A 20,272-nucleotide genomic window follows, 5' to 3' on the forward strand; every position below is an offset into this window, starting at 1 on the left:
GTGGAGACGAGCCTTCTACTACCTATGTAGACTACGGCTGTGCGAAAGACCCATTCACTGGTCCGGGTCGCGGTGGTGCTGCTGGCCGAACCGGACGCGCGGCACTGGGGTTACGACCTGGGTAAACGCTCCGGTATACGGTCCGGCGTGCTCTATCCGATGCTCACCAGAATGCTGGACGCGGGCTGGCTGACCGACGGCTGGGAAGATCCCGCCACGCTGACCGAGCGGCGCCCGCCGCGCCGCTACTACGAGCTCACCGAGCGCGGAAAGCTGGAACTGGCAGGTACGGTTCGGTCGGCGCAGGCGGACCGGCGGTTCACGGCTCTGAATCTGGATCTGAGGTGGGCATGATGGCGACCGTGCTGGAAATCGTGGCCTCCTGGCAGGGCCTCACCGCCTTTCTGACCGCGGTGGCGATGTTCGGGTTCTTTCCCGGCTTCCTCCTCCGCATTATGGTGCGGATCTACCCCGCCGATGATCCGCGCCGCCGCGAACTGCCCGCCGAGTTGTACGCGGTGCCGCGGCTCGTCCGCCCGTTCTGGGTCGCCGAGCAGTTCGAGACCGCACTGCACGAAGGCACCGCACTCCGGTACCGCGCCCGGCGGACCCGGCGGTTCGCGGAACAATTGTCCGCGGACGGGCTCGCCGCCCTGGACGCGGAAGTCCTGCGAGCGATCGAGGAATCCGGCGCCGCCGACGACGATATGGTGTTCGTCGATCTCGGAGCCACCACCCTGATCGCCCAGCGGGTGGGTGCGGTGCGCCGGGGCACGCGTCCTTCGGGACGGGACCGAGTGCGCGCGATTCGGCAGCTCCTGCTGTCCCGGCGGCGGAAGAGCTATATCCGCGACCTTCGGCTCCGGTTCACCGCCCGGGTGGAACCGCCGGTGGTGACCCGGCCGGCCGGGGAATCGGACGACCGGGAACCGGCGGTGCGGGCCGGAAACCCCGGAACAGGAATTGCCACGGAGCAGCTGCGGACTCGGTGAGGACAACTCCGGGGAGAGCAGTGGCCGGGAAACCGGAAAAAGGGGAGAGCAGTGGCCGGGAAACCGGAAAAATACCGTCCGACCTCGGTGCCGAGTGTGGGACTCGAACCCACACGTCCTTTCGGACAACGGTTTTTGAGACCGTCGCGTCTGCCAGTTCCGCCAACTCGGCGCACCGGATGCACATAGTAGCCGCAGGTCGGGGAGAACACCGAATCGTGGGGGCCGCGATACCCGCACAACCAGGTTACGCAGGGTATATGCACCGCCGATCATTGTGAAAGGTAGTCTCTACACCACCCGATCGCGTGACGGCGGATCGACGGCCGTACCTCGGCTGAGATCCGCCGTCCGTGCTTCTCGGGACGAGGCATCGGAACCAGAGGGGTCGTTTATGAGCACTAGTGCGGACGCCGCGGCGAAGCGCGTGGTCGTCGCCGAGGACGAGGCGTTGATCCGGATGGATCTGGTCGAGATGCTGACCGAAGAGGGATACCAGGTGGTGGGGGAGGCCGGCGACGGTCAGCAGGCGGTGGATCTCGCGGTGGAGCACCGGCCCGATCTGGTGATCATGGATGTGAAGATGCCGCGGCGTGACGGGATCGACGCCGCGGCCGAGATCGCTTCCAAACGGGTGGCGCCCGTGGTCATCCTGACCGCGTTCAGTCAGCGCGATCTGGTGGAGCGGGCGCGCGATGCCGGTGCCATGGCCTATCTCGTGAAGCCGTTCACCAAATCGGATCTGGTCCCGGCGATCGAACTGGCGGCCAGCCGGTTCCACGAGATCACCGCACTGGAGAGCGAGGTGGCGGGCCTTTCCGAACGGCTGGAGACGCGCAAACTCGTCGAACGGGCCAAGGGCGTGCTCATGCAGACCCAGGGGCTCAGCGAACCGCAGGCCTTCAAATGGATTCAGCGCACCGCGATGGACCGGCGCACCACGATGAAGGCGGTGGCCGAGGTCGTGCTGGAGAATCTCACCCCGCAGTAGGTTTCTCCGGCAGCCTGTCGCGCCTTAACAGCCCGGAAACACAAGCCGGAAATAATTTGTGGCGCCATCATCGGAGATGATCCGAATGTGACACGGGATCAACATGCCGGAGCTATGTTTCTCACGAGTCGGAGTCTTCGGCTCCCTCGGCCGGCCGAGGTTGATGAGGAACATAGGGGTAGATCGTGCTCGCTTCGATATGGCCGTCGGGTGTCCCCCGGCGCGGACGCACGGTACGCGGAATACTGAGTATCGGGGCCGCCGCAGCCCTGGTCCTGACCGGGTGTGGTGACAAGACCACCGAGAGTGCGGATACCTCGGGTGCGGGGGGACTGTCCATCCAACCGCTGATGCAGATCGACGCGGCGGGTAAGGAAGTCCCGGCCGCCGATGCCGCCGCCGCGGCCGATCCGGCCGGCACCGGCACGGCCACCTGTCCGCCCACCACCACCATCGCCATGGCCGGCGCGCTGACCGGCCCCGACGCGGCGCTGGGCATCAATATCGTCGACGGGGTGAAGCTGGCGCTGGACCAGCACAACAAGGCGAATCCCGGTTGCCAGATCAAATTGAAGGAATACGACACCGAAGGCGATCCGCAGAAGGCCAGCCAGGTGATTCCGCAGATCGTGAACGATCCGTCGGTGATCGGCCTGGTCGGTCCCGCGTTCTCCGGTGAGACCAAGGCCACCGGCCAGATCCTCAGTGATGCCGGGCTGGTCGCGGTCACCTCTTCGGCCACCAATGCCACGCTGACCAAGAACGGCTGGAAGACCTTCTTCCGGGGTCTGGCCAATGACGACGTGCAGGGCCCGTCGGTGGCGAAGTACCTGGTGGGCACGGCCGGTTACAAGAAGGTCTGCGTGGTCCAGGACAACACCGATTACGGTGTCGGCCTGGCCCAGAGCATCACCGCCGGACTGGGTGCGGCCGCCGATCCGGCCTGTGCGGCCAGTATCAAGAAGGGCGACAAGGACTTCTCCGCCACCGTCACCAAGATCTCCGGTGCGCAACCGGACGCGATCTTCTACTCCGGGTACTACGCCGAGGCCGCGCCGCTGGTGCAGCAGTTGCGATCCGGCGGGGTGGACGCCACCTTCGTCTCCGCGGACGGCACCAACGATCCTCAGTTCGTCTCCCAGGCGGGCGGTTCGTCGGAAGGCGCGGTGCTGTCGTGCCCGTGCGGCCCGGCGCCGGACGAGTTCGCCACGGCCTACGAGGAACTGAACGGCCAGGCGCCGGGCGTGTACTCCGTGGAGGGTTACGACCTGACCACCATCCTCGCGGCCGGTATCGACGCCGGTAAGCTCACCCGCCCCGACCTGCTGGATTTCGTTCGCGGATACAGCGGCGACGGTTTGGCCCGGCACTACCAGTGGACTGCCGGCGGCGAACTGACCTCCGCGCTCATCTGGGTTTACGAGGTCAAGTAGCGGACGGCCAGCGGTACGCGCACCGGCCGGGCCGGAGCGCGTACCGCCCGCTGCTCGGATGAGGGTCCGATGATGATGAGGGCGGATTTCGAATGACACCATCCTTGCCGGCCGCCGCGGCCGTTCTCGCGCAGGGATCGATAGATTTCAACTATCAGGGCGTGCTCGATCAGTTCTGGCGGCTGACAGTCGACGGATTGTCCTACGGCGCGATATATGCGCTGGTCGCCGTGGGATATACCCTGGTCTACGGGGTGTTGCGGCTGATCAACTTCGCACATTCCGAAGTGTTCATGCTCGGGATGTTCGGACAGTATGTGGGTCTCATGCTGCTGGGATTTGCACCCAGCGGAAATGTCTACAGCCAGGGTGTGATCCTGACGGTGACCTATATGGGCCTGGCGATGCTCTTCGGGATGGCGGTATCCGGCGCTGCCGCAGTCGGTTTGGAGCGTGCGGCCTACCGGCCACTGCGCCGCCGTGGCGCCAAACCCCTGACCTTCCTGATCACCGCGATCGGGATGTCTTTCGTACTCCAGGAGTTCGTGCACTTCGTGCTTCCGAAGCTGTGGCCGGATCTGGGCGGTACCAATGCCCAGCAGCCGATCATGCTGGTCGAGCCGACGGTGCAGTTCACCGTCGGCGGTGCCGATGTCACCAATGTGACCCTGGTGATCGTGATATCGGCGGTGACGCTGGCGGTGCTGGCCGAGGTGGTCATCAACCGCACCCGGTTCGGGCGCGGTATCCGGGCCGTGGCCCAGGATCCCGATACCGCCACGCTGATGGGGGTGTCGCGGGAACGGGTCATCATGCTGACCTTCCTGATCGGTGGTCTGCTGGCCGGGGCCGCTGCGATGCTCTACGTGATGAAGATCCCCAACGCCATCATCTTCTCCGGCGGGTTCGTGCTCGGTATCAAGGCGTTCAGCGCGGCGGTGCTCGGCGGTATCGGCAATCTGCGCGGCGCATTGCTCGGCGGCCTGCTGCTCGGACTGGTGGAGAGCTACGGCCAGATGCTGTTCGGTACCGAATGGCGAGATGTGGTGGCGTTCCTGGTGCTGGTCCTGGTGCTGTTCTTCCGGCCCACCGGCATCCTCGGGGAGAGTCTCGGGAGGGCCCGCACATGACCACGGTGACAGCCGAACGCGCCGAGAAACCCGCCGGGCACGGGCTGGGCGACGAGATCCGTTCCTGGTGGGCCGGCTCGAGCCGGCCCACGCAATGGGCCGTGGGTATTCCGGTGCTCGCCGTGCTGGCGCTGCTGCCGCTGTTCCCGCCGCCGCTGCTGGACACCCCGGGGACCAGTTTCGGTGGGGTGATGGCCCAGTTCGCCATGTACGCGCTGATCGCCATCGGCCTGAACGTAGTTGTCGGCCAGGCCGGGCTGCTGGATCTCGGTTATGTGGGCTTCTATGCGGTCGGCGCCTATACCGTCGGCTTGCTGACCAGCCCGAACAGTCCGTGGAACCAGACCGACGGCGGCTGGCTGCATTCCGACTGGGCCTGGCTGGCCTGTGTGCCGCTGGCCATCATGGTGACCGCGGTATCCGGGTTGGTCCTCGGTTCGCCGACTTTGCGGCTGCGCGGGGACTATCTGGCCATCGTGACCCTCGGGTTCGGTGAGATCGTCCGGCTACTCGCCGACAACCTCGGTGAGCTGACCAATGGCAGCCTCGGTTTGTCCGGGATCGCCTATCCGCACATCGGGGAATCCGAGACCCGGCCCAACGGAGTGTTCTCCGCGGGCAACGTGGGTACCCCGGAGAGTTCGAACCTGCTCGACCGCGCCAACTCCGGAACCTGGTGGTACTGGGTGGGCATGCTGGCCGTGGTGGCGGTATTGCTGGTGGTCGGCAACCTGGAACGCAGCCGGGTCGGCCGGGCCTGGGTGGCGATCCGCGAAGACGAGGACGCCGCCGAGATCATGGGTGTGCCAACCTTCAAGTTCAAACTGTGGGCTTTCATGATCGGCGCCGGGATCGGCGGGCTGTCCGGCGCGCTGTTCGCGGGGCAGGTGCAGTTCATCAATCCGACCGGGTTCAACATCATCAACTCGATGCTCTTCCTGTGCGCGGTGGTGATCGGCGGCCAGGGCAACAAGCTCGGCGTGATCGTCGGGGCGTTCCTGGTGGTGTACCTGCCGAACCGGTTGATGTCGGTGGAGATCACCGATGACGGGGCCACCGGCTGGGTACAACTGGCGATCGCGGTCGTCGTCCTCGCGGCACTGGTGGTCGGCTGGCGGCTGCGGGTCCGCGATCTCACCGGTCCGTGGCGCTGGGTGTATCTCACGGTGACCGTGCTGGCCGCGGTGTACGCGGTCCTGCTGCTGAGCAGCGTGCTCATGGTCTACTCCGGCGGTGCGCAGAGCCTCGGTGACCTGAAATATCTGTACTTCGGTATCGCACTGGTGGTGATGATGATCCTGCGACCGCAGGGCCTGTTCCCCGTCCGGCAGAAACTGCTCGCCTACGGCCGCCAGATCGTGCGGGCCGTGCGCCGCACCCCGGAGGTCGCATCGTGACCGGGCCGAACGCGGGCGACGCACTCTTCGACAACGAAGATCTGGCGGCCGGATACGCCGCCGAGCACACGGTCGAATCGGCCGGTGCGGTGGACGTGACCGCCGTCGATCCGGCCCTGGCCGACGCGGCGACGGTCGCCGAGGTGGTGGCCGCGCATCGGGAGATCCACACCGAGGTGGGTGCGCCGCTGCTGCGCACCGAGGACCTCACCGTGCGATTCGGCGGGCTCACCGCGCTCGACGCGGTGAGTTTCGAGATCCGGCGCGGGGAGATCCTGGGGCTCATCGGACCCAACGGGGCCGGTAAGACGACCTGTTTCAATGCGATCACCGGGGTCTACCGGCCCGCGGCGGGCACGGTCTATTTCGACGGCACACCGCTGACCAAGAGCAAACGGAATGCGATCACCCGGCTGGGTATCGCGCGGACTTTCCAGAACGTCCGGCTCTTCGGCGAGATGACCGCGTTGGAGAATGTGGTCGTGGGTACCGACGCCCGGCATCGGACCTCGGTGCCGGGGGCGATCCTGCGGACGCGCCGACATCGCCGGGAGGAACGCGACGCGATCGAACGCGGGATGGCGCTGCTGGAGTTCGTGGGAATCGCACCGCGTGCGGTGGAGAAGGCCCGCAACCTCTCCTACGGCGATCAGCGGCGTCTCGAGATCGCGCGGGCACTGGCGACCGAACCGAAGCTGTTGTGCCTCGACGAACCGGCCGCCGGATTCAATCCGAGCGAGAAATCCGCGCTCATGGACCTGATCCGCAAGATCCGTGACGACGGGTTCACCGTGCTGTTGATCGAGCACGATATGCGGCTGGTGATGGGGGTCACCGATCGGATCGTGGTGCTGGAATTCGGACGCAAGATAGCCGACGGCCTGCCCGGGCAGATCCGCACCGATCCGGCCGTCATCGCCGCCTACCTGGGAGTACCGGACGACGAACTCACCTCGGCGGATCTGTCGGCGTCCACCGCGGCGTTGCGCGCGGAGCAGGACGCGGCGCGCGACGCCGGGGACGGATCGGAGGATCGGGAATGAGCACGACGCCGGACCGGCTCGCGAAGGACACCGGCGGCGAGCCGCTGCTCGAGGTCACCGATATGGTCGTGAACTACGGCCGGATCCAGGCCCTGCACGGTATTTCGCTCCGGGTCGCGCCGGGCGAACTGGTGACCCTGCTGGGCGCGAACGGCGCCGGTAAGACCACGACCATGCGGGCGCTGTCGGGGTTGCTGCCGTTGACCCGTGGGCAGATCCGGTTCGAGGGCGGTGACATCAGCCGGTCGAAAGCGCACGAGCGAGTTGTCGCCGGGCTGATACAGGCACCGGAAGGCCGTGGGGTGTTCCCGGGGATGACGGTGCAGGAGAACCTCGATATGGGGTGCTACGCTCGGCCCTTCGCCAAGAAAACCGAGTACATGGCCACGCTGGACCACGTCTTCGAACTGTTCCCGCGATTGCTGGAGCGGCGCAGACAGGTCGGCGGCACGCTCTCGGGCGGCGAACAGCAGATGCTCGCCATCGGCCGGGCGCTGATGGCCCGCCCACGGTTGCTGCTGCTGGACGAACCGTCCATGGGGTTGGCGCCGATGGTGATCCAGCAGATCTTCCGGATCATCGCCGAGATCAACGCGACCGGGACCACCGTGCTGCTGGTGGAGCAGAACGCCCGGCAGGCACTGGCCCGCAGCGACCGGGCATACATCATGGAGACCGGAGAGGTCACCAAAACCGGTCGCGGCCGTGAACTGCTCGACGACCCGGCTGTGCAGGCCGCCTATCTGGGCGTCGGCTGAGGGCCCGCCGGGACCGCGGCCGGCGGCGGCCGGGCCGCGGTATCGGCCGAGGTCGCCGGGTGGCGGCCCGGCGGTCGCGGTCGTGGGTGGGGCGGCTACGGCCGGTTCGGCACGGCGTGGTGCCGGTACGGTTCGGCCCGACGCGGTGTACGCGGGTGTCGGTGCGGGTCCCTAGACTCTCCGAGTGTGACCTCACCGACCAGTGCGCAGCCGACGCCCCCCGCCTCCGCCGCTCCCGATGCCTCGGGGGAACGGCCCACGCTGCTGCTATTGGACGGGCATTCGATCGCCTACCGGGCCTTCTACGCACTTCCCGCGGAGAATTTCCAGACGGTCACCGGTCAGACCACCAATGCGGTGTACGGGTTCACCGCCATGCTCATCAACCTGTTGCGCGACGAGAAACCCACCCATGTGGCGGCCGCCTTCGACGTCTCCCGGCAGACCTTCCGGGTCGAGGCCTACCCGGAGTACAAGGCGAACCGGTCCAAGACCCCCGACGAATTCCGCGGCCAGGTCGAGCTCACCAAAGAGGTTCTGGGCGCGCTCGGTATCCCGGTGATGGCGATCGAGGGGTACGAGGCCGACGACATCATCGCCACGATCACCACCCAGGCCGTCCCGCAGGGCTACCGGGTACTCGTGGTCACCGGGGACCGCGATTCGATCCAACTGGTCAACGACGACGTGACGGTGCTGTATCCCCGCAAGGGCGTTTCCGATCTCACCCGGTTCACTCCCGAGGAAGTCGAGAAGAAGTACGGCCTCACCCCCGTGCAGTACCCGGATTACGCCGCGCTGCGCGGCGACCCGAGCGACAACCTCCCGGGAATCCCGGGCGTCGGGGAGAAGACCGCCGCCAAATGGATCCGTGAGTACGGGGACCTGAACACTCTCGTCGACAAGGTCGACGAGGTCCGCGGCAAGGTCGGTGACGCGCTGCGCGCCAATCTCAGCAGTGTCGTCCTCAACCGGCAGCTCACCGAGATGGTCCGCGACGTCCCGCTGCCCTATACCCCCGATCAGCTCGCCCAGGGGGCCTGGAACCGGGAGCGGATCCATCAGCTGTTCGACGATCTCGAATTCCGGGTCCTGCGCGACCGGCTCTTCGAGACCTTGGCGCCGCCGACGGTGGAAGCCGAATCGGGTTTCGAGATCAGCGGGCAGACACTGGAACCGGGCAGTGTGGGCGACTGGCTCGCCGAGCATGCGAAATCCGGTGCGCGGCACGGACTCTCCCTCTCCGGTACCGGGACACCGGCCGCCGGTGACGTCCGCGCGCTCGCCGTCGCGGCGGCGGACGGCGAATCCGGCTATATCGATATCACCGGTCTCACCGCAGAGGACGAATCGGCGCTGGGCGCCTGGCTCGCCGATCCGGTGTACCGAAAAGCCCTGCACGAGGCCAAGAGTGCCCTGCACGCGCTGCGCGGTCGCGGCTGGACGTTGGGCGGTCTGAGCAGCGATACCGCGCTGGCCGCCTATCTGGTCCGGCCCGGCCAGCGCAGTTTCAATCTCGACGACCTGTCGCTGCGGTACCTGCACCGGGAACTGCGCACCGAAACCGAAGCGGCACCGCAGCTGTCGCTGCTGGACGCCGAGGACGCGGTCGACGCCGAACTCGCGCAGAACGAGATGCTGCGTGCCCGCGCGGTCGCCGACCTCGCCGACGCGCTGGACTCCGAGCTCGCGAAGATCGAGTCCACTCCACTGCTCGACGAGATGGAACTACCGCTGCTCGAGGTGCTCGCCCGGCTGGAGGACGCCGGAATCGCCGTCGATACCGATCAGCTCGGCGAACTGCAGCGGCAGTTCGCGGACAAGGTCGCCGAGGCCGCGAACGCCGCCTACGACGTGATCGGCAAGCAGATCAATCTCGGGTCCCCGAAACAGTTGCAGGTGGTGCTGTTCGACGAACTCGATATGCCCAAGACCAAGCGCACCAAGACCGGCTACACCACCGACGCGGACGCCCTGGAATCCCTCTACGAGAAGACCGAGCATCCCTTCCTGCAGCATCTGCTCGCGCACCGGGACGCCACCCGTCTCAAGGTCACCGTGGACGGCCTGCTGAAAGCCGTGGCCGACGACGGCCGGATCCACACCACCTTCAACCAGACCATCGCGGCCACCGGGCGATTGTCCTCGACCGAGCCGAACCTGCAGAACATCCCCATCCGTACCGATACCGGCCGGATGATCCGCGATACCTTCGTGGTGGGCCCGGGCTACGAATCGCTGATGACCGCCGACTACAGCCAGATCGAGATGCGGATCATGGCGCACCTGTCCGGCGACGAAGGCCTGATCGAAGCTTTCAACTCGGGTGAGGACCTGCACAGTTTCGTCGCCTCCAAGGCATTCGACATCCCGATCTCGGAGGTCTCCCCCGAGGTGCGCCGCCGGATCAAGGCCATGTCCTACGGCCTGGCCTACGGTTTGAGCTCCTATGGTCTGTCGGCGCAGCTGAAGATCAGCACCCAGGAGGCGAAGGAGCAGATGGACATCTACTTCGCCCGGTTCGGCGGTATCCGCGACTATCTGCACGCCGTGGTGGAACAGGCCCGCAAGGTCGGCTACACACAGACCCTCTTCGGCCGCCGTCGCTATCTGCCCGACCTGGACCACAGCAATCGGCAGCGCCGTGAAGCCGCCGAGCGGATGGCGCTCAACGCCCCGATCCAGGGTACGGCCGCCGATATCATCAAGGTTGCGATGATCAATGTGCAGACCGCGCTGGCGGAGTCGGGGCTGCGTTCGCGGATGTTGCTGCAGATCCACGACGAACTCGTTTTCGAGGTCGCCGCGGGTGAACGGGAACAACTGCGGGAGCTGGCCCGGGAGCAGATGGCCTCGGCGATCGAACTGTCGGTCCCGCTGAGTGTTTCGGTCGGCGTCGGCCGCAGCTGGGACTCGGCGGCGCACTGAGATCGGTCGCCGGGTGAATATCCCGGCGGTCTCGCACACAGGTGCGTATTCGACAGAATTTCCGGCCGATGGTCCCGGTGGTGCGTCTATCTTCGCCCACCGCGGATTCCGGGCGGGCCGTGCGCTCCGGCTCGATTCGCCCGGGGTGATTGTCTGTTTCGTGTCACCGGATGTCCGTTCCGGGATTTCGTTCCGGCGAAATCGCTGCCGATACGGCGAGACATTCGGCGCGTGGTCGCCACCCGGTGAATGCGGACGTGTTTATGATGCACGGCAAGTACCGCGTGTCGGCCGCACCGGCGAATCCTGCGGTGCGGTACGAGAACCGTCTCGGGCCATTGGCCGAGTTCGCGGCGTTCGAATCCGGTGACTCGCGAATTCGCGGCAGCCGGCGGTATGGGGTGAGTTCGTGTGTGAATTTCCGATCCGATCATGACTGACTGGAGCACGATGAACCGCAAGTATTGGTACACCTTCGCGGCGATCGCCGCGGTGATCTCGGCCGTGACCGGCGGCGTCTCCGCTGTCGACACCGCGCGGGCGGCACCCGGGGAAATAAGTTCGGGCGGCCTGCACATGGTCGCGTCCGCGAATTCCAATAATGTTGTGCCTTCTCCCGATACGGCACTCGGCGTGCCTTTCGCGCATGCGGTCAAGGTATCCGGCGACTTCTCCGTCACTCTCGACGGTGACGCCCGGCTGCGCGGCGGCGAGATCGTGGCCGGCTATCTGATCGGCTGTGCGATCGATATCGCCAACGGCATCTCGATCGGCATTTCGCCCAGTGTCGCTGTCGGCGTCGGGGTCGCGCCCTCGATCGGTGTCGATTTCGGTGTCGACCTCGGTCTGGCCATCGACGCACCACCCACCGTCGGCATCGGTGTCGGGGTGGGCACGGCCCTGCAGACCAACGTCGGAGTGGAGAGCGGGCTCGCGGGCGAACTCGCGGTGAATCTGGCACCCGGCACGGTGACGGCTGCCGTGATCGGCGCGGCGGAACTCGACGAAGAGTCGAACTTCCCCTACACCTTCGCGCACAGCAACACCCCGTTGAACGTCAACGGTTGCCTGTCGCCCGCGTCGGCCATGCCGTTCGTCACCGTCCGCGCCGATTCGAGCGGTGGCAGCGTGCAGACGACGGGGTACGGGGCATCGTTCGGCTTCTGAGCAGCAGCGGATCACGGGCGCCCGGGCCGGCGGAGGTTCCGGACATCGGGTGACACGCCCGGGCCGTCCCGGCTGTTCCCGGTTGCTGCGCACGGCGACGATGCCGCACACCGGCGGCGGTAAGCGCGTCCGGCGCGGCCGGTTCGGGCACTGGCAGCACCGGGCGGGTCCGAACGGGGCGGGGAGGACCCGCGTGCCGGTGCTCCGAGGGGTGTCCTTCGGGGACGCGGCGAATTCGGACTGGTGGGTCGTGGCGGTATCCGTTTCCGACGGGCGCGGCTCGCGGATCGGCAGCTACGGGCGGTACCCGGAGGTGACGGGGGAGTCTGCTTCGTCACCGCAGGTCGGGTGCAGGGTTCTGGGTTGCGTGCCGGTGACCAGGGAGAACAGTACTCGGCAGTAGGAGAAACGGCGGGCGAATATGGTTGCCATACGCCCGGGGAGTCTTTATTCTCGACCCCGTGCAAATTCCTGCCGCCGGCCTGTGTGCCGCGCCGATGCTCGCAGATCGCGACGGTGCGGTGCCCCTCTCGCGTACCGCGGAGTCGGCTCGTCGGCTACTTGCCGTAGTAGTAACCCGCCGTAGCGGGGTCTGATCCGGACCGGCCCCCTCGCTGCGGGCCCCCCTTTTCTGCTTTTGCTGGTCCCCCAAACCTGCCGACCATCTCTGGGAAGACCTACGTACTCATGACCACACTGACTCTGGAAAACGACGCCCTGACCACGGCCGCCCCGCGTAGCCTGCGCACCGAGTGCGCGGAACTGACGGCCGCCCAATTCCACGACCGTTACGGCGAATGCCCCGGTCCGATCCGGCTCGCGGGCTGGTCGTCCACCGGTGCGCGCGGCGGCGCATTCACCGCGACCCTCGAATTCGCCGGGTGGTCCCGTTCGGTCGTGGCGGCGGGCAGTCCGATCGCCGCCATGACCTCGGCGCTCTACGAAGCCGGCCATCCCGTCGAGATCCTGCGGTTCCACCAGCGCCGGACACCGGCGGGTACCGCGACCTTCGTGCAATGTGAAAGCGACGGCCGTCGCGGCTGGGGTGCCGCCCTCGCCGCCGACAGTGCCGAGTCCTCGGTGCGGGCGATGATCGCCGGCGTCAACCGGCTCGGCGCACTGCGCTGAACCGTCGCCGGTGCATCGCGGGGGCGATACACCGGCGACCGTACGGCGACAACGACAACGACAACGGCGGGCTCCACACCATCCCCGGAAAGTGTGGAGCCCGCCGTCGTCCGTCGATTCTATTCGGCCGCTTCGCCGTTGGCCGCCTGCTGCTCGGCGAGTTGCTTACGAACCTCGTCCATATCCAGATCCTTCACCTGGGACACCAGATCCTCGAGCGCCGCGGGCGGGAGCGCACCCGGCTGTGCGAAGACGAGCACACCTTCGCGGAAAGCCATGATGGTCGGAATGGACTGGATATTGGCGGCCGCGGCCAGGCCCTGTTCGGCTTCGGTATCGACCTTGCCGTGTACGACATCGGGATGTTTGTCCGACGACGCTTCGTAGGTCGGCGCGAAGCTGCGGCACGGTCCGCACCAGGAAGCCCAGAAATCGACGAGTACCACGTCGTTGCCGGTGACTACGTCATCGAAATTCTGCTGGGTCAGTGTCTGGGTGGCCATGACGTCCTCTCGTGGTCGGTTTCAGGCTGTAACGCCGGCCCCGGCCGCGGTGTTCCACGGCGGTGTCGTACGCCACCGGCACCCACCCTACGTGGCGTGGTCGGGCGCCGCGTCCGCTCGGTTCAGCCGTGTCCGGCGACCTGCCACGCCCGGCGCTGGTCGCCGTCCCAGCGCCGGACCCCCACCACGGTCGCGGTGGTGTCGCGGTCCGCCGCGACCGCCGCCACCGCGTCGCCGATCCGCTGCGGCAGAATTCGGCGGGCCAGCGTGACATGCGGTGTCCACTGGTCGGGGCGCACATTCGCCGGGATGTCAGGGCACGGTTCCATCACCTGATGGATCCGCCGATGCCAGGCCAGCAGTTGCTCGGACGGGACCACGGCACGTACCAGGATCGGCCGCCGGGCGCCGAACACGAGAACCCCGCCGAGGCGTACCGGGAACGGCCGGAACGGCAACCGGTCGAGGTCCTGTTCGATCCGCGGCCAGATCTGCCGGGCGACCGCCACGGTGATGTGCGGCCGGTGACTTTCGGTATCGCCGTGCCGGCTTCGCCCGAGTCCGGGTAGTCCCGCTTCGGCGAGCAGTTCCCACTGCTGCCGGATTCGCTGCTCCGCTGTCTCGTCGAGCAGTAGTTCCACCGACTGCACCATGTCTGCAGACGGTAGCGGTTCGTACACCGCAGCATCGCGGGCCGGGTGCCGGGAGTCGCCGCGCCCGAAGATCAATCTTGGGTTACTCCGGGTGTTCCGGACGCCGGTCTCGCCTACTGTGCCTGACAACATCGACGATCGGTCGAGGGCCGGCGATTCGCGAGCGGCAGGTGGTGGCGTGTGTTCGAACGTTGCGGGACTCGGACGCGGCGGATGCTGGGCGGGCTGGCGGGTGTCCTGCTGGTGGCCGGGTGTGTGACCAATATCGAGGACACCGGCCCGGTGCCGCCGAAGGTGCCGGTGCGGCCGGTGACCGCGTTGGCCGCGCGGGTACCGCCGGATATCGCTGCGGCCGGTGAGCTGGTGGTCGGTGTGAACGTGCCGTATCAGCCGAACGAGTACCGCGACCGGCACGGCGCGATCGTCGGTTTCGATATCGACCTGATGGACGCGGTCGCGGCGGTGCTCGGGATCCGGGCCCGCTATGCCGAATCGGCATTCGAGAAGATCATCCCCGCAGTTCAGGCCGGTACCTACGATCTCGGCATGTCCTCGATCACCGATTCGGTGGAACGGGAGGAGCAGGTCGACTTCGTCACCTATTTCAGCGCCGGAGTGCAGTGGGCGCAGCGCACCGGTCAGCACGTCGACCCGGGGAACGCCTGCGGCAAACGGGTCGCGGTCCAGGCCACCACCGTCGAACATATCGACGAGGTCCCGGCCAAGAGCGAAGCCTGCGTCGCGGCCGGTAAGGATCCGATCATCATCGACGCCTTCGACGAACAGAGCGCGGTGACCAATGCACTGGTACTCGGCCAGGTCGACGCCATGTCCGCAGATTCCCCGGTCACCGCGTACGCGATCAAGCAGACCGACGGCAAGATCGAACCGGCCGGCCCGGTCTTCGATTCGGCGCCCTACGGGTGGGCGGTCGCGAAGGGATCGCCGTTGGCGCCGGTGCTGCGCGACGCGGTGCAGTACCTGATGGACAACGGGCAATACCGGCGGATCACCGAGAACTGGGGTGTCCAGGAGGGCGCGTTGCGCACCTCTGTGATCAACGGCGCGAGGGAGTCCGCACGATGACCGCCGATCCGAATACGACCGCCGAGCCCGAACCGATCGTCGCGGTGCCGTTGCGCCGCCCCGGGCGCTGGGTCTCCGCCGCGCTGATCCTCGCGCTCGCCGGGCTCTTCGTCTACGGCGCCGCCACCAACCCCGCCTATCGCTGGGACGTGTACTGGAAGTATCTGCGCGACACCCGGATCGCGGCCGGCGCGGTGGTCACGCTCGAATTGACCGTGCTCGCGATGCTCATCGCCGTCGTGCTCGGCGCACTGCTGGCGGTGATGCGGTTGTCGCCGAACCCTGTGCTGCGGTCGAGTGCCTGGGTCTATCTGTGGGTTTTCCGCGGCACTCCGGTATATGTGCAACTGGTCTTCTGGGGACTGGTGCCGTCGCTGTACCAGAACGTCGCGTTCGGGGTGCCCTTCGGCCCGCGGCTGTTCGAGGTCGACGTGCAGAGCCTGCAGGCCGGATTCGCGTTCGCCGTGATCGGGCTGGGACTGAACGAGGCCGCGTATATGGCCGAGATCGTACGGGCGGGTATCAACTCGGTCGGCGAAGGGCAGCGCGAGGCCTCCATCGCTCTCGGGATGTCCTGGTCGCAGACCATGCGCCGGACGATCCTCCCGCAGGCGATGCGGGTGATAATCCCGCCGACCGGGAACGAACTCATCAGCATGCTCAAGACCACGGCGCTGGTCACCGCGATCCCGCTCAGTACGGATCTGTTCGGCCGGGCTCGCGATATCTACGGGGTCAATTTCCTGCCGATTCCGCTGCTGCTGGTCACCGCGACGTGGTATCTCGCGATCACCAGCGTGCTGATGGTCGGCCAGTACTACCTGGAGAAACACTATTCGCGCGGTATCTCCCGGCAGCTGACCGCGAAACAACTCCAGGAACTGGCCGACGCGCGCGGGGAGGTGTCGGCGAAATGAGCGCCACGAGTGGAGAACCCATGATCCGGGCAGAGCGGGTCTGTAAGAGTTTCGGGGCGCTGCGGGTACTGAACGGGATCTCGCTCGAGGTGCGGCGCGGGCAGGTGCTGTGCCTGATCGGCCCGTCGGGCTCGGGAAAATCCACTTTTCTGCGCTGCGTCAACCATCTGGAACAGGTCGACGCGGGTCGGTTGTACGTGGACGGGGAACTGGTCGGTTACCGCGAGAAAGGCGGCAAGCTCTACGAACTGCATCCCCGCGACGCGGCCCGGCAGCGGCGCGAGATCGGCATGGTTTTCCAGCATTTCAACCTGTTCCCGCATCGCACCGTGCTCGCGAATATCATCGAAGCGCCGACCCAGGTGAAAAAGGTCCGCAAGACCGAAGCGGTGGCGCGGGCGAAGGAACTGCTCGACCGGGTCGGGCTGGCCGACAAGGCAGGCGCCTATCCGGCCCAGCTGTCCGGCGGCCAGCAGCAGCGGGTGGCGATTGCGCGGGCCCTGGCGATGGATCCGAAACTCATGCTGTTCGACGAGCCGACCTCCGCGCTGGACCCGGAGCTGGTCGGTGAAGTGCTCACCGTGATGCGTGAGCTCGCCGCGTCCGGGATGACGATGGTGGTGGTCACCCATGAGATGGGTTTCGCTCGTGAGGTGGCCGATCAGCTGGTGTTCATGGACGGGGGAGTGGTGGTCGAGGCCGGGCCTCCCGATGATCTGCTGACCCGCCCGGAACACGAGCGCACCAAGGCGTTCTTGTCCCGTCTGCTGTAGCGGTCGTCCGTGTCTGCCGGATGCGCCTGTCCCGTTCCCGGTGTCGTGCGTGGTGACCGAGTTGCGGGAGTTCGTCCGCCGGGTGCTCCGGTGAACGGCTCATCGGAAGTGGATCCGCGCGGTGACCTGCTCGGTGAACTCGCTCGTCGACGCCTGTCCGCCGAGATCCGCTGTGGCGATTCCGGCAGCGAAGGTCGCCGCGATCGCGTGTTCGATCCGCTCGGCGGCCCGAGTCAGAACCGCCCGGTCGTGCCGGTCCGCCAACCAGCGCAACAGCATGGCCGCGGACCGGTGCAGAGCCACCGGATTCGCCCGGTTGCGACCCGCCAGATCGGGCGCCGCGCCGTGCACTGCTTGCGCCATGGCCCGGTCGGCGGAGCAGTTCAGCGAGGCGGCGGTGCCCAGCGACCCGCCGAGTTGGGCGGCGAGGTCGGACAGGATATCGCCGAACAGATTCTCGGTGACCAGCACATCGAAATCGCCGGGGGCGCGGACCAGATGAGCGGCGGCCGCGTCGACGTGTTCGTCGGTCACTGTTGTTCCGGGATACTCCGCCGCCACGGTGTAGCAGCATTCCCGGAACAGACCCATCGTCAGCGGTAGCACGTTCGCCTTGTGCACGACGGTCACCTTTCCGCGTCGGCTCGCGGCCAGCCGGAACGCCTCGTGCGCGATCCGCTCGGAGGCCGCGCGGGTCACCAGGCCGACCGACAGCGCGATATCCGGTGTGGGGCAGAACTCGCCGGATCCGACGGCCATGTTCCGGTCGGCGTAGAAACCTTCGCTGTTCTCGCGGACCACCACCAGATCGATATCCGGCGCGGCCGCTGCGATGCCGGGGAACGCCTGCACCGGCCGGATATTCGCGTACAACCCGAAATGGCGCCGGATCGCGCCGCCGGGCGCGAGGCGGTGCTCGGGCGGATAGGAGGCGTTGTCGTGCGGGCCCAGGAGCCAGCCGTCGGTATCGAGCAGGCCGGTGAGCGTCGATTCCGGTAGGGCGGTGCCGAATTCGGCGATCGCCCGGTGTCCTATCGGCAGCGGGACCCAGTCGATCGCGGGCGCGCCGGTGGCGGCCAGTGCCTCGTCCACCACGCGCCGGGCCGAATTCACCACTTCCGGGCCGATCCCGTCGCCCTCGATCAGTCCCAGCCGTAGCCGTTCACCCTGTGCCTTCTGCTCCATCCGCACATGGTCGCAGGATCTGTCCGGGGACCGGTCGTGGGCACGCGCGGTCCGCCGGGTGGGCTGGGCCGTCCAACTACCGTCCGCCGCCGACTCGGTGCTATCTTGGTGATATCACTTTGATAGAGGGAGGATGTCATGACATTCCGAAACGCCACCCGGGTCAACGGGTTCGTCGTGTTACTGATCTGGCTGGTGCTCACGATCGCCCTGGTGGCGGTGGCGGTGGCGGGATTCGCGGCATTCGCCCAGCATCGGAACGCGGTGGCGCTGGCCGGGGCGATCGCCGCATGCGTGGTGGGGGCGATCGTGCTGCTCGGTATCACCGGGCTGACGGTGGTGAACCCGAACGAGGCCAAGGTCGTCCAGTTCTTCGGCCGCTATATCGGCTCGGTCAGCGAACCCGGTTTCTTCTCGGTGCTGCCGCTGACCGACCGGCGCAGCATCTCGCTGCGGGTCCGCAACTTCGAGACCCAGAAGCTGAAGGTCAACGATGCCGACGGTAACCCCGTGGAGATCGCGGCTGTCGTGGTCTACAAGGTGGTCGACAGCTTCAAGGCCGCCTTCGCCGTGGACGACTACGAAGAATACGTGGAGACCCAGTCCGAAGCCGCGGTCCGGCACCTGGCCACCACCCACCCCTACGACGCGCACGACGCCGACCGCACCAGCCTGCGCGACGGCGCCGAGGTCGCCGAAGAGCTCACGGTGGAACTGCGCGACCGCACCGAAACCGCGGGTATCGAGGTGATCGAGGCCCGGATAACGCATCTCGCGTACGCACCGGAGATCGCACAGGCGATGCTGGTCCGTCAGCAGGCGGCGCAGGTGGTGGCCGCGCGGACCCAGATCGTCGAGGGAGCGGTGGGCATGGTCGGGCTGGCGCTCAACCGGCTGACCGCCGAGGGCATGGTGGAACTCGACGAGGAACGCAAGGCCACCATGGTGTCCAACCTGCTCGTGGTGCTGTGCGGTGACCGGCCGACGCAGCCCGTGGTCAATGCGGGATCGCTGTACAACTGATGTCCGAACGCAAGAAGGTCCTGCTCCGGCTCGACCCGGCGGTGTACGACGCGGTCGCGAAATGGGCGGCCGACGATCTGCGCAGCGTCAACGCGCAGATCGAGTTCGCCCTCCGGCGCGCGCTGGAGCAGGCCGGACGCTCGCCACGGCAGTCGCGCGGCGACGACTCCTGATCGGACCGTGCTCTCCCGGCCCGCGGCTACTCCGCGGGCCGGGAGATCGTCGTCCGGGCGACAGCGGCGCGTGATCATGCCCGCCCGGCCACGTCCGATCCCGGTCCGGACGGTTTGTGGGTGACGAAGATGGCCGTGCCCGGAAACAGTTGTCCCCGTAGCGGACTCCACTGGCCCCATTCCCGGTCCAGCCATTCCGGCCACTCCGGTTCGACGATATCGTCGAGCACCAGCCCGGCCCCGACTGTTTCCCGGACCCGGTCGCCGATCGTCCGGTGGTGTTCCACATAGGTGCAGCGACCCTCGCCGTCGATCTCGCTGTACGGGGTGCGGTCGAAATAAGGGATCACCGCTTCGAGGCCGTCCGGCCCGGGATCGTCGCGGAAGATCCAGCGCATCGGGTGGTTCACCGCGAACACCCAGCGGCCGCCGGGTCGCAGCACCCGGGCGACCTCCCGCATCACCAGTGCGGAGTCGGCGACGAACGGGACCGCCCCGAATGCCGAGCAGGCGAGATCGAAGGATTCGTCCGCGAACGGCAGCGCCTCGGCGCCGGCCTGGACCAGCGGTACCCGCGGTCCGCCCTGCGCCATGGCCGTGCGGCCCCGGGCGAGCATTCCCATCGAGATGTCGAGCCCGACCGGAGTGGCGCCCTGGCCGGCCAGCCAGCGGGCGCAGGGTGCCGACCCGCAGCCGACCTCCAGGATCCGTTTGCCGGCGAGGTCGCCGAGAAAGCGCATATCGCCTTCGTGCAGGCCCTCCGGGCACCAGACGAACTCACCGCCGGTGCTGTCGGTACCCAGGAACTCCCCGTGGGTATCGTGGTATTGACCGGCATCGGCATCCCACCAGCGCCGGTTCGCGCGTTCGCTCTCCGCCGAGCCGACCCGCAGGCGCGCCGCACCCGCGGTGCCCAGTAGTTCGGTGGCCTGAGCGTGGCGATCTTGAACGAGGTCGTCGGACACGTCGCGAAGCCTATAGATCCGCTCCGG

Annotated in this window: 21 protein-coding genes and 1 tRNA gene; 16 read left to right on the forward strand and 6 right to left on the reverse strand. The window is 67.1% G+C overall.

Annotation, left to right across the window (positions count from 1 at the left end; genetic code table 11):
* Nucleotides 1–39: 39 nt before the first annotated feature.
* Both ACWCPQ_RS19725 and ACWCPQ_RS19730 read left to right on the forward strand, forming a co-directional pair.
* The gene (locus ACWCPQ_RS19725; protein WP_449900762.1) at nt 40–354 is read left to right on the forward strand and encodes a PadR family transcriptional regulator; all 315 of its coding nucleotides are present in this window, start codon (nt 40–42) and stop codon (nt 352–354) included.
* Nucleotides 351–992: a hypothetical protein gene (locus ACWCPQ_RS19730; RefSeq protein ID WP_449900764.1), complete on the forward strand. Its 642-nt coding sequence runs from the start codon at nt 351–353 to the stop codon at nt 990–992. Before ACWCPQ_RS19725 ends, ACWCPQ_RS19730 begins: the two co-directional genes overlap by 4 nt.
* An 88-nt stretch (nt 993–1,080) precedes the next feature.
* Here ACWCPQ_RS19730 and ACWCPQ_RS19735 read toward each other — a convergent pair.
* Nucleotides 1,081–1,164, reverse strand: a tRNA-Leu gene (locus tag ACWCPQ_RS19735).
* A gap of 222 nt (nt 1,165–1,386) precedes the next feature.
* On the opposite strand from ACWCPQ_RS19735, the gene ACWCPQ_RS19740 reads away from it, so the two are divergent.
* The 8 genes from ACWCPQ_RS19740 (at nt 1,387) to ACWCPQ_RS19775 (ending at nt 11,839) form a co-directional block, all read left to right on the forward strand.
* Complete coding sequence (locus ACWCPQ_RS19740) at nt 1,387–1,983, forward strand: ANTAR domain-containing response regulator (RefSeq protein WP_030523743.1); 597 nt, start codon at nt 1,387–1,389, stop codon at nt 1,981–1,983.
* Between the two features lie 242 nt (nt 1,984–2,225).
* Nucleotides 2,226–3,416 carry a branched-chain amino acid ABC transporter substrate-binding protein gene (locus ACWCPQ_RS19745; protein WP_449900970.1) on the forward strand — a complete coding sequence of 397 codons (1,191 nt, stop codon included), beginning with the start codon at nt 2,226–2,228 and terminating at the stop codon, nt 3,414–3,416.
* Nucleotides 3,417–3,508: 92 nt separating this feature from the next.
* Nucleotides 3,509–4,546, forward strand: a complete 1,038-nt coding sequence (locus tag ACWCPQ_RS19750; protein ID WP_449900766.1) for a branched-chain amino acid ABC transporter permease — start codon at nt 3,509–3,511, stop codon at nt 4,544–4,546.
* Nucleotides 4,543–5,943 (forward strand): branched-chain amino acid ABC transporter permease, encoded by a 1,401-nt coding sequence (locus ACWCPQ_RS19755; protein ID WP_449900768.1) that lies wholly within the window; start codon nt 4,543–4,545, stop codon nt 5,941–5,943. The genes ACWCPQ_RS19750 and ACWCPQ_RS19755 overlap by 4 nt, the downstream gene beginning before the upstream one ends.
* On the forward strand, nt 5,940–6,986 hold the full coding sequence (locus tag ACWCPQ_RS19760; protein WP_449900770.1) for an ABC transporter ATP-binding protein: 1,047 nt from the start codon (nt 5,940–5,942) through the stop codon (nt 6,984–6,986). The genes ACWCPQ_RS19755 and ACWCPQ_RS19760 overlap by 4 nt, the downstream gene beginning before the upstream one ends.
* Entirely contained in the window at nt 6,983–7,744 is a 762-nt protein-coding gene (locus tag ACWCPQ_RS19765; RefSeq protein WP_449900772.1) for an ABC transporter ATP-binding protein, read from the forward strand. The genes ACWCPQ_RS19760 and ACWCPQ_RS19765 overlap by 4 nt, the downstream gene beginning before the upstream one ends.
* Nucleotides 7,745–7,930: 186 nt before the next feature.
* The gene (polA, locus tag ACWCPQ_RS19770) at nt 7,931–10,672 is read left to right on the forward strand and encodes a DNA polymerase I (RefSeq protein WP_449900774.1); all 2,742 of its coding nucleotides are present in this window, start codon (nt 7,931–7,933) and stop codon (nt 10,670–10,672) included.
* Nucleotides 10,673–11,104: 432 nt separating this feature from the next.
* Nucleotides 11,105–11,839 carry an MspA family porin gene (locus tag ACWCPQ_RS19775; protein ID WP_449900776.1) on the forward strand — a complete coding sequence of 245 codons (735 nt, stop codon included), beginning with the start codon at nt 11,105–11,107 and terminating at the stop codon, nt 11,837–11,839.
* 294 nt (nt 11,840–12,133) lie between these two features.
* Here the strand turns inward: ACWCPQ_RS19775 and ACWCPQ_RS19780 are convergent, their stop codons facing one another.
* The gene (locus ACWCPQ_RS19780) at nt 12,134–12,271 is read right to left on the reverse strand and encodes a hypothetical protein (RefSeq protein WP_449900778.1); all 138 of its coding nucleotides are present in this window, start codon (nt 12,269–12,271) and stop codon (nt 12,134–12,136) included.
* Between the two features lie 255 nt (nt 12,272–12,526).
* Between ACWCPQ_RS19780 and ACWCPQ_RS19785 the strand changes: the two genes are divergently transcribed.
* Entirely contained in the window at nt 12,527–12,967 is a 441-nt protein-coding gene (locus ACWCPQ_RS19785) for an alpha-isopropylmalate synthase regulatory domain-containing protein (protein WP_449900780.1), read from the forward strand.
* A gap of 119 nt (nt 12,968–13,086) precedes the next feature.
* Here the strand turns inward: ACWCPQ_RS19785 and trxA are convergent, their stop codons facing one another.
* Entirely contained in the window at nt 13,087–13,470 is a 384-nt protein-coding gene (gene trxA / locus ACWCPQ_RS19790; protein WP_449900781.1) for a thioredoxin, read from the reverse strand.
* 122 nt (nt 13,471–13,592) lie between these two features.
* Nucleotides 13,593–14,123, reverse strand: coding sequence for a 2'-5' RNA ligase family protein (locus ACWCPQ_RS19795; protein WP_449900783.1), 531 nt, complete (start codon nt 14,121–14,123; stop codon nt 13,593–13,595).
* Nucleotides 14,124–14,336: 213 nt separating this feature from the next.
* Here ACWCPQ_RS19795 and ACWCPQ_RS19800 point away from each other — a divergent pair, with 213 nt between their 5' ends.
* Genes ACWCPQ_RS19800 through ACWCPQ_RS19810 form a run of 3 tightly spaced genes read left to right on the forward strand, consistent with a single transcriptional unit; the run spans nt 14,337 to nt 16,899 of the window.
* The gene (locus ACWCPQ_RS19800) at nt 14,337–15,209 is read left to right on the forward strand and encodes an ABC transporter substrate-binding protein (protein ID WP_449900972.1); all 873 of its coding nucleotides are present in this window, start codon (nt 14,337–14,339) and stop codon (nt 15,207–15,209) included.
* Nucleotides 15,206–16,126 carry an amino acid ABC transporter permease gene (locus tag ACWCPQ_RS19805; RefSeq protein WP_449900785.1) on the forward strand — a complete coding sequence of 307 codons (921 nt, stop codon included), beginning with the start codon at nt 15,206–15,208 and terminating at the stop codon, nt 16,124–16,126. The genes ACWCPQ_RS19800 and ACWCPQ_RS19805 overlap by 4 nt, the downstream gene beginning before the upstream one ends.
* A complete protein-coding gene (locus tag ACWCPQ_RS19810) occupies nt 16,123–16,899 on the forward strand; it encodes an amino acid ABC transporter ATP-binding protein (RefSeq protein ID WP_449900787.1) in 777 nt (258 codons plus the stop codon). The genes ACWCPQ_RS19805 and ACWCPQ_RS19810 overlap by 4 nt, the downstream gene beginning before the upstream one ends.
* Before the next feature lie 99 nt (nt 16,900–16,998).
* On the opposite strand, the gene ACWCPQ_RS19815 is transcribed toward ACWCPQ_RS19810, so the two are convergent.
* On the reverse strand, nt 16,999–18,084 hold the full coding sequence (locus tag ACWCPQ_RS19815; RefSeq protein ID WP_449900790.1) for an isocitrate/isopropylmalate dehydrogenase family protein: 1,086 nt from the start codon (nt 18,082–18,084) through the stop codon (nt 16,999–17,001).
* A gap of 138 nt (nt 18,085–18,222) precedes the next feature.
* On the opposite strand from ACWCPQ_RS19815, the gene ACWCPQ_RS19820 reads away from it, so the two are divergent.
* The gene (locus tag ACWCPQ_RS19820) at nt 18,223–19,107 is read left to right on the forward strand and encodes an SPFH domain-containing protein (RefSeq protein WP_449900792.1); all 885 of its coding nucleotides are present in this window, start codon (nt 18,223–18,225) and stop codon (nt 19,105–19,107) included.
* Nucleotides 19,107–19,280, forward strand: a complete 174-nt coding sequence (locus ACWCPQ_RS19825; protein ID WP_449900794.1) for a hypothetical protein — start codon at nt 19,107–19,109, stop codon at nt 19,278–19,280. The genes ACWCPQ_RS19820 and ACWCPQ_RS19825 overlap by 1 nt, the downstream gene beginning before the upstream one ends.
* Nucleotides 19,281–19,354: 74 nt before the next feature.
* Here the strand turns inward: ACWCPQ_RS19825 and ACWCPQ_RS19830 are convergent, their stop codons facing one another.
* Nucleotides 19,355–20,245: a class I SAM-dependent methyltransferase gene (locus tag ACWCPQ_RS19830; protein ID WP_449900796.1), complete on the reverse strand. Its 891-nt coding sequence runs from the start codon at nt 20,243–20,245 to the stop codon at nt 19,355–19,357.
* Nucleotides 20,246–20,272: the final 27 nt, after the last annotated feature.

The organism is Nocardia sp. NPDC001965 (assembly GCF_053594175.1).

What these genes read in the sequence shown, in the direction of transcription:
- ACWCPQ_RS19820 (WP_449900792.1), top strand. Translation starts at nt 18,223, where the DNA reads ATGACATTCCGAAACGCCACCCGGGTCAACGGGTTCGTCGTGTTACTG.
- ACWCPQ_RS19825 (WP_449900794.1), top strand. Translation starts at nt 19,107, where the DNA reads ATGTCCGAACGCAAGAAGGTCCTGCTCCGGCTCGACCCGGCGGTGTAC.
- ACWCPQ_RS19730 (WP_449900764.1), top strand. Translation starts at nt 351, where the DNA reads ATGATGGCGACCGTGCTGGAAATCGTGGCCTCCTGGCAGGGCCTCACC.
- ACWCPQ_RS19785 (WP_449900780.1), top strand. Translation starts at nt 12,527, where the DNA reads ATGACCACACTGACTCTGGAAAACGACGCCCTGACCACGGCCGCCCCG.
- ACWCPQ_RS19795 (WP_449900783.1), bottom strand. Translation starts at nt 14,123, where the DNA reads ATGGTGCAGTCGGTGGAACTACTGCTCGACGAGACAGCGGAGCAGCGA.
- ACWCPQ_RS19740 (WP_030523743.1), top strand. Translation starts at nt 1,387, where the DNA reads ATGAGCACTAGTGCGGACGCCGCGGCGAAGCGCGTGGTCGTCGCCGAG.
- ACWCPQ_RS19810 (WP_449900787.1), top strand. Translation starts at nt 16,123, where the DNA reads ATGAGCGCCACGAGTGGAGAACCCATGATCCGGGCAGAGCGGGTCTGT.
- ACWCPQ_RS19805 (WP_449900785.1), top strand. Translation starts at nt 15,206, where the DNA reads ATGACCGCCGATCCGAATACGACCGCCGAGCCCGAACCGATCGTCGCG.
- ACWCPQ_RS19755 (WP_449900768.1), top strand. Translation starts at nt 4,543, where the DNA reads ATGACCACGGTGACAGCCGAACGCGCCGAGAAACCCGCCGGGCACGGG.
- trxA (WP_449900781.1), bottom strand. Translation starts at nt 13,470, where the DNA reads ATGGCCACCCAGACACTGACCCAGCAGAATTTCGATGACGTAGTCACC.
- ACWCPQ_RS19800 (WP_449900972.1), top strand. Translation starts at nt 14,337, where the DNA reads ATGCTGGGCGGGCTGGCGGGTGTCCTGCTGGTGGCCGGGTGTGTGACC.
- ACWCPQ_RS19765 (WP_449900772.1), top strand. Translation starts at nt 6,983, where the DNA reads ATGAGCACGACGCCGGACCGGCTCGCGAAGGACACCGGCGGCGAGCCG.
- ACWCPQ_RS19780 (WP_449900778.1), bottom strand. Translation starts at nt 12,271, where the DNA reads ATGGCAACCATATTCGCCCGCCGTTTCTCCTACTGCCGAGTACTGTTC.
- ACWCPQ_RS19815 (WP_449900790.1), bottom strand. Translation starts at nt 18,084, where the DNA reads ATGGAGCAGAAGGCACAGGGTGAACGGCTACGGCTGGGACTGATCGAG.
- ACWCPQ_RS19750 (WP_449900766.1), top strand. Translation starts at nt 3,509, where the DNA reads ATGACACCATCCTTGCCGGCCGCCGCGGCCGTTCTCGCGCAGGGATCG.
- ACWCPQ_RS19775 (WP_449900776.1), top strand. Translation starts at nt 11,105, where the DNA reads ATGACTGACTGGAGCACGATGAACCGCAAGTATTGGTACACCTTCGCG.